At 71.5% G+C, this 5,889-nt stretch carries 7 protein-coding genes; all 7 read right to left on the bottom strand.

Translation table 11 applies throughout. From position 1 onward, the window contains the following. Window positions 1-189: hypothetical protein (locus Q1N79_RS15525; protein ID WP_300609723.1), on the bottom strand; the 189-nt coding region annotated here is incomplete at its 3' end. Between the two features lie 44 nt (window positions 190-233). Next, the gene (locus Q1N79_RS15520) at window positions 234-1,343 is read right to left on the bottom strand and encodes an NDMA-dependent alcohol dehydrogenase (protein ID WP_300609721.1); all 1,110 of its coding nucleotides are present in this window, start codon (window positions 1,341-1,343) and stop codon (window positions 234-236) included. A gap of 16 nt (window positions 1,344-1,359) precedes the next feature. After that, on the bottom strand, window positions 1,360-2,196 hold the full coding sequence (locus tag Q1N79_RS15515; RefSeq protein ID WP_300609719.1) for a mycofactocin-coupled SDR family oxidoreductase: 837 nt from the start codon (window positions 2,194-2,196) through the stop codon (window positions 1,360-1,362). Window positions 2,197-2,235: 39 nt separating this feature from the next. After that, window positions 2,236-2,667 carry a Zn-ribbon domain-containing OB-fold protein gene (locus tag Q1N79_RS15510; protein ID WP_300609717.1) on the bottom strand — a complete coding sequence of 144 codons (432 nt, stop codon included), beginning with the start codon at window positions 2,665-2,667 and terminating at the stop codon, window positions 2,236-2,238. A 30-nt stretch (window positions 2,668-2,697) separates the two neighbouring features. After that, complete coding sequence (locus tag Q1N79_RS15505; RefSeq protein ID WP_300609715.1) at window positions 2,698-3,897, bottom strand: hypothetical protein; 1,200 nt, start codon at window positions 3,895-3,897, stop codon at window positions 2,698-2,700. Further along, window positions 3,894-5,111 (bottom strand): CoA transferase, encoded by a 1,218-nt coding sequence (locus Q1N79_RS15500; protein ID WP_300609713.1) that lies wholly within the window; start codon window positions 5,109-5,111, stop codon window positions 3,894-3,896. The genes Q1N79_RS15505 and Q1N79_RS15500 overlap by 4 nt, the downstream gene beginning before the upstream one ends. A gap of 196 nt (window positions 5,112-5,307) precedes the next feature. Beyond that, window positions 5,308-5,889: ABC transporter ATP-binding protein (locus Q1N79_RS15495; protein WP_300609711.1), on the bottom strand; the 582-nt coding region annotated here is incomplete at its 5' end.

The following is a 5,889-nucleotide window of genomic DNA, read 5'->3' as shown; positions in this document are numbered from 1 at the left end:
TCGCGCCGACGGGGAGGACGCCGACGCGGACGCCACCGTCCGTCCGGTGCCGGGATCGGCGGCGGGCGCCGGCTGATGCCTGCCCGCCCCGCGCAACGCCAGGAAGAGGATCAGCAGCGCGCCCGCGACGGCGAGCACGCCCGCGACGGCACGCCCGGCGCCGGCGGCGCCGGCCATGATCGCGCGCACAATCACCTAGTGTGTCAGGCCATGTCGGGCATGACCAGCACGGTTCACATCACCAGGACGCCGCGGATGTTCTTGCCGTCGCGCAGGTCCTGGTAGCCCTGGTTGATCTCCTCGAGCGGGTAGGTCCTGGTGACCATCGAGTCCAGGTCGAGCAGGCCGTCCCTGTAGAGGCCGAGCAGCCGGGGAATGTCGGCGCGGGAGTTGACCGAGCCGAAGATGCAGCCCACAATCTGCTTCTCCCACTGGGCCAGGCCGTTGAGCGCGAGGTTCGGCCGGGTGTCGGTGGCCGGGTAGATGTTCGTGACCACGACCCGGCCGCGCTTGGCTGCCAGCGCGAGGATGTCGTCCATCAGGTCGGCGCGGCCGACCCCCATGGTCGCCACGACCACGTCGCACATCCGGCCCCAGGTGACCTCGCGGATCAGGTCGAAGGCCGCGGTGACGTCCGTGGCAGAGTGTGTCGCGCCGAAGTGCCCGGCCATCTCGCGCTTGAACGGCACCGGGTCGATCGCGAAGATCCGCCGCGCGCCCGCCAGCCGCGCGCCCTGGACCGCGGCCGAGCCGAGCCCGCCCACCCCGACGACGGCCACGTTATCGCCGGGCCGGACGCCGCCGGCGTACACCGCGCTGCCCCAGCCGGTCGCCACGCCGCAGCCGGTCAGGCACGCGGCCGCGGGCGGGACCTGCGGGTCGACCGGGATGACCGAGGCCTCGTTCACCACGGTGTGCCGCGCGTAGCAGCCGACCATGCAGGTGATCGTGAGGTCCTGGCCGGCGGCGTGGTGCCGTGACGTCCCGTCGCTGAGCTGCCTCCCCGCCACGATCGCGGCGGCCAGGTCGCAGAGGTTCTGGCGGCCGGTCGCGCACGAGGGGCAGCGGCCGCAGTTCGGGATCGACGAGAACACGATGTAGTCGCCGGGCTTGGTGAGCGTGACGCCTTCGCCGACCGCCTCGACGTACCCGGCGCCCTCGTGCCCGCCGATCATCGGCGCGGCGAACGGCACGTCACCGGTCAGGTGATGTTCCTCCGAGTGGCACAGGCCCGCGGCCGCGACCCGGACGAGCACCTCCCCGGCGCGGGGCGGATCGAGCTCGATCTCCTCGACCTTCCAGTCCGTGTGGCTCTCCCAGAGCACGGCCGCCTGGGTGCGCATGTACGGTCCCCCCTCGTCACTTGTGCTGGTTGCCGGCGTCCACCGGCAGCGTGATCCCTGTGACGTACCGCGCGGCATCCGAAGCCAGCCAGACGATCGCGTTCGAGACGTCGACCGGGTCCACCCACGGGATGGGCAGCAGGTTCATGGTCTGGAACCCGGCCTTGACGTCCTCCCGCCCGGGGTTGTCCAGGTCCGGCCGGAACGACCGGTACAGCGCCTCATTCTGGATCATCGGGGTGTCCACCGCCGTCGGGCAGATCGCGTTGACCCGGATGAAGTGCTCGGCGAGCTCGCACGCGAGCGTCCTGGTCAGCGACAGCACCCCGGCCTTGGCGGCCTTGTAGTCGGCCAGGCCGCCGCCGGAGATCAGCGCCGCCCCTGAGCTGGTCAGCGCGATCGAGCCGCCGTTGCCCGCGGCGATCATGTGCGGGATCGCGGCCTTCACGGTGACGAACACGCCGGTCAGGGTCACGTCGATCAGCTCGCGCCACTGGCCGACGTCGATCTCCCAGGTCGGCGCGGGCTGGGAGATGATGGCCGCGTTCGCGCACACGATGTCGAGCCGCCCGCCGAGGGCCGCGACGCCCTCGTCGAGCACCGCCCGCACCGCTGCCAGGTCGCGGACGTCCGCGCGGCGGGCGATGATGCGGCGGTCGAACGCCTCGACTTCCTTGACGGTCTGCGCGAGGTCCGCCTCGGTGGCGAGCGGGTAGGTCAGCCAGTCCTGCGTGGCGCAGGCGTCGATGGCGATGATGTCGGCGCCTTCTTCGGCCAGCCGCCGCGCGTGCGACCTGCCCTGGCCGCGTGCCGCGCCGGTGACGAACGCCACCTTGCCGTTGAGCAGTCCCATCGTCGTAAGCTCCTGCCGTTTGGTTGCCTCTTGCTGTTATCAGGCCGGGGTGGGCGGGGTGGCCGGGGTGGCCGGGGTGGGCGGCTCGAAGTACGGAAGCGTGACTTCGGGCGTGACCGCGGTAAAGCACACCTGGACCGGCAGCCCGACCCGGACGTCCTGCGGCGCGCAGCCGGTGATCCCGGCCACGAGCCGGGGTCCCTCGGCGAGTTCGACGATCGCGATCACGTACGGGACCTGGTCCGCGAGCGCGGCGTGCGTCGCGTGCCGCACGACGGTGTAGGTGTAGACGGTCCCCGCGCCGGACACCTGCTGCCAGCCGATGTCGGTGCCGTGGCAGTGCGGGCAGGCGGGCAGCGGCGGGTGCCAGCTGTTCCCGCACGAGGCGCAGCGCTGGGTGACCAGCCGGCCGGCGCGGGCGCCGTCCCAGTACGGCCGGGTCAGGTCCGTGACCGCGGGGATGATCGCCATCAGGTCACCTCGCTCTGCTCGCTCTCGCTCTCATCTGGCCAGGATCATGGCGCTGCCCGCCGGCGCCCCGACCAGCGCTATCTCCGCGCCTGCCACCTGGTTGCAGGCCGTGCCGCGCAGCTGCCTGACCGCCTCGAGCACGCCGTTCATGCCGTGCAGGTAGGCCTCCGACAGGTGGCCGCCGTGCGTGTTGACAGGCAGCGGGCTGCCGGGTCCCGTGCCGGCCTCGGCGACGTACCGCCAGGCCTGGCCGTCCGGCACGAACCCGTAGGATTCCAGGGACCGCAGCGGCATGTACGACGTCGCGTCGTAGAACTCGGCGACGTCGATGTCCTGCCTGGTCACCCCGGCCTGCTCGAACAGCCGCCCGGCGGTGGCCGGCGGGAACAGCTCGAGCAGCTCGCCGTCGGCGTAGATGCCCATCGGCTCGCGGTAGGGGCTGAGCGTCTGGGTGGCCGACAGCACGTACACCGGGTCGGCGCGCAGGCTTCCCGCGACGTCGGCGCTGGTCAGCACGTAGGCGCAGGCGCCGTCGTTCTCCAGGCACAGGTCGAACAGGCGCAGCGGCTCGCTGATCATCCGCGCGCTGCGGTAGTCGTCCCAGTCCATCTTCCTGTCCCGCATCATCGCCGCGGGGTTGTTGTTCGCGTAGCGCCGCTGGGTGATCGCGATCGAGCCGAGCGCGGTCGTGAGGTCCTCGTCCGTCAGGCCGTGGACGGCGGCGTACCGCCGCGCCCACAGCGCGAACAGCTGCCCGGGCGACATCAGGCCGTACGGCCAGGCGAAGGACCGGTTGTCCTCCTCGGGCACCACGATGTCGGCGCTGGGGGCCGCGGCCGGCTGGCCCGACGGCCCTGCCCTGTCCGCTCTCCCGAACCGTCCCCCCTTGCTCTGGCTGAGCGCCCGGTACACCACGACGGTCCTGGCCAGGCCGGCCATGATCGCCGCCGCGGCGTGGGCGATGACCGCGCCAAGGGCCTCACCGCCCAGCGGGGACTCGGCGAAGAACCTCAGCTCGGGTATGCCCAGCGCGCGGACCAGCATCGGCTCGCTGACCGGCTCGAACGGCGGCGCGAACCGGCACATCCCGTCCACGTCGGCGGGGTCGATCCCGGCGTCCGCCAGGGCCGCGAGCACGGCCTCGACGGCCAGTTCCCACGCGGTGGACGGCAGCGCCTTGGCGTAGCCGGTCTGGCCGATCCCGACGATCGCCACCTCGCGCCTGATCACCTGGACACGCCCCGCCCCGCCTCCAGGCCCAGCGCGGCGGCGTCCTCGCCGAGCCAGTCCCGCAGCACCTGCGCGGTGTGCTGTCCAGGCTGCGGGGGCGCCGTCACCCGCGCGGGCGAGCGGGACATGCGGACCGGGTAGCCGGGGATCGTCACAGGACCGCGCCGGGGGTCGTCGACCGTGACGAAGATCCCCCGCTCCCGCAGGTCGGTGTCCGCCAGCACCTCGGTGGTCGAGCGCAGCGCTCCGGCCGGCACGCCGGCCGCGCCAAGCGCGCGCATCGCCTCCATCTTGTCCAGCGTCGCGGTCCACGCGCGGACCGCCTCGTCCACGTCGGCCTTGTGCTCGCCGCGGCTGGCCATCGTCGCGAACCGCTCGTCGCCGAGCAAGTCCGCCCTGCCCATGAGCCTGGCCATCCGCTCCCACTGACGGTCGCTGCCGCAGTGGATGTGCACGTAGTCGCTCGGGCCGAACGGCGGGCACGGGTAGATGTCGGAGGGGGCGGTCGTGACAAGGAACGGGGGCCGGTTCCCGAACCGCGGGGTGTCGGTCCCGCGCTCGATCGGCCAGCCGTAGTGGATCCGCATGAACGTCGCGACCTGGTCGGTCATCGCGATCTCGACCCGCTGGCCGAGCCCGTCCTTCTCGCGCTGGTACAGCGCGGCGAGGATGCCGCCGGCCAGGACCATCCCCGTGCCGGTGTCGCCGACGTCCGGGCCCGGCTTCATCGGCAGGCCGTCGGGCTCGCCGGTCACGCTCGACCCGCCGGAAAAGCCCTGCGCGATCGGGTCGAAGCAGGGGAAGTCGCGGTAAGGCGAATCGGCGGCGAACCCCTTGACCTGCGCGTAAATCAGCCGTGGGTTCAGCTGCCGCAGCGTGTCCCAGCCGAGGCCAAGGCGTTCGATGACCCCCGGGCTGAAGTTCTCGACGAAAATGTCCGCGCGCTCGGCGAGGCGCAGCGCGGTCCGCAGGCCGGCCGGCGACTTGAGGTCAAGCTCGATGGACTTCTTGCTGGCGTTGTTCAGGTAGAACGGGACCGCGTCGTAGCTGTCCCTGCTGCCGGGCACGATGACCTTGACGACCTCGGCCCCGAGATACGCCAGCATGAGCGTCGCCGACGGGCCTGCCACCTGATGGGTGAGGTCGAGCACTCGCACCCCGTCGAGCGCGAGCCCGCGCTGGCCTTCCTTCCCGCTGTCGGCCTGGTCGTTCATGAGCGCCGACCACCTCCACTCCGGACGCCGATGTCAGGAAGATATATGATCCGCAGACCGCCAGCAAGGCGCCTGGCCGCATCATGAGGTAAATATCGCCATTATCTCCGATACGGTGATAATGGCGGGTAAGGTAATCCCTGAAATGGCGGAATGGCGGGCCGCTGAGAGCCGCCACGGCCCGTTCTGGATATTGTTAATTGGCTTTTCCCCGGGGTTGGGCGGCGGGGGCCGCGGCCTGTTCTGGAGCCGAGCCGCTGCCCCGCAGCAGGTACGCGGAGTGCAGCATATCGGGATTATCCCGCAATTCGGTGGCCGTCCCCGAATAGCGGATCACGCCGCCTTCCATCACGTACGCGCTTGTCGCGAGGCCGAGCGCCAGGGTGGCGAACTGCTCGATCAGCAGCACGCCGATCCCTGAGTCCACGATCGAGCGGATGACCGGGATCAGCCGGCTCACCACGACCGGTGCCAGGCCGAGCGACAGCTCGTCGATCAGGATGAACTTCGGCTGGGACACCAGCGCCTGGGCGAGCACGACCATCTGCTGCTCGCCGCCGGACAGCGACCTGGCGGGCACGTTCAGGCGGCGCTGGAGGGCCGGGAAGAGCTCGAGCGCGCGGGCGCGCCCGTCGACCGCCGCCTGCTTGGACAGCGCGTACGTGGCCACCCGGATGTTGTCGTCGACGCTCAGGTCGGGCAGCAGCCGCCGCCCCTCGGGCACGATCGCGACGCCCGCGGCCCTGATCTTCTCCGGCCGCTTGCCGGCCAGTTCGAC

The sequence above is a fragment of the Trebonia sp. genome (assembly GCF_030042015.1).
Classification (GTDB): domain Bacteria; phylum Actinomycetota; class Actinomycetes; order Streptosporangiales; family Streptosporangiaceae; genus Trebonia.
Note: the sequence above shows the minus strand (reverse complement) of the source record. Positions and strands in the feature narration are given on the sequence as shown.

Bases quoted from the DNA above. Each gene is read 5' to 3' on its own strand.
- Q1N79_RS15520 (WP_300609721.1), bottom strand. From the start codon at position 1,343: ATGCGCACCCAGGCGGCCGTGCTCTGGGAGAGCCACACGGACTGGAAG.
- Q1N79_RS15515 (WP_300609719.1), bottom strand. From the start codon at position 2,196: ATGGGACTGCTCAACGGCAAGGTGGCGTTCGTCACCGGCGCGGCACGC.
- Q1N79_RS15510 (WP_300609717.1), bottom strand. From the start codon at position 2,667: ATGGCGATCATCCCCGCGGTCACGGACCTGACCCGGCCGTACTGGGAC.
- Q1N79_RS15500 (WP_300609713.1), bottom strand. From the start codon at position 5,111: ATGAACGACCAGGCCGACAGCGGGAAGGAAGGCCAGCGCGGGCTCGCG.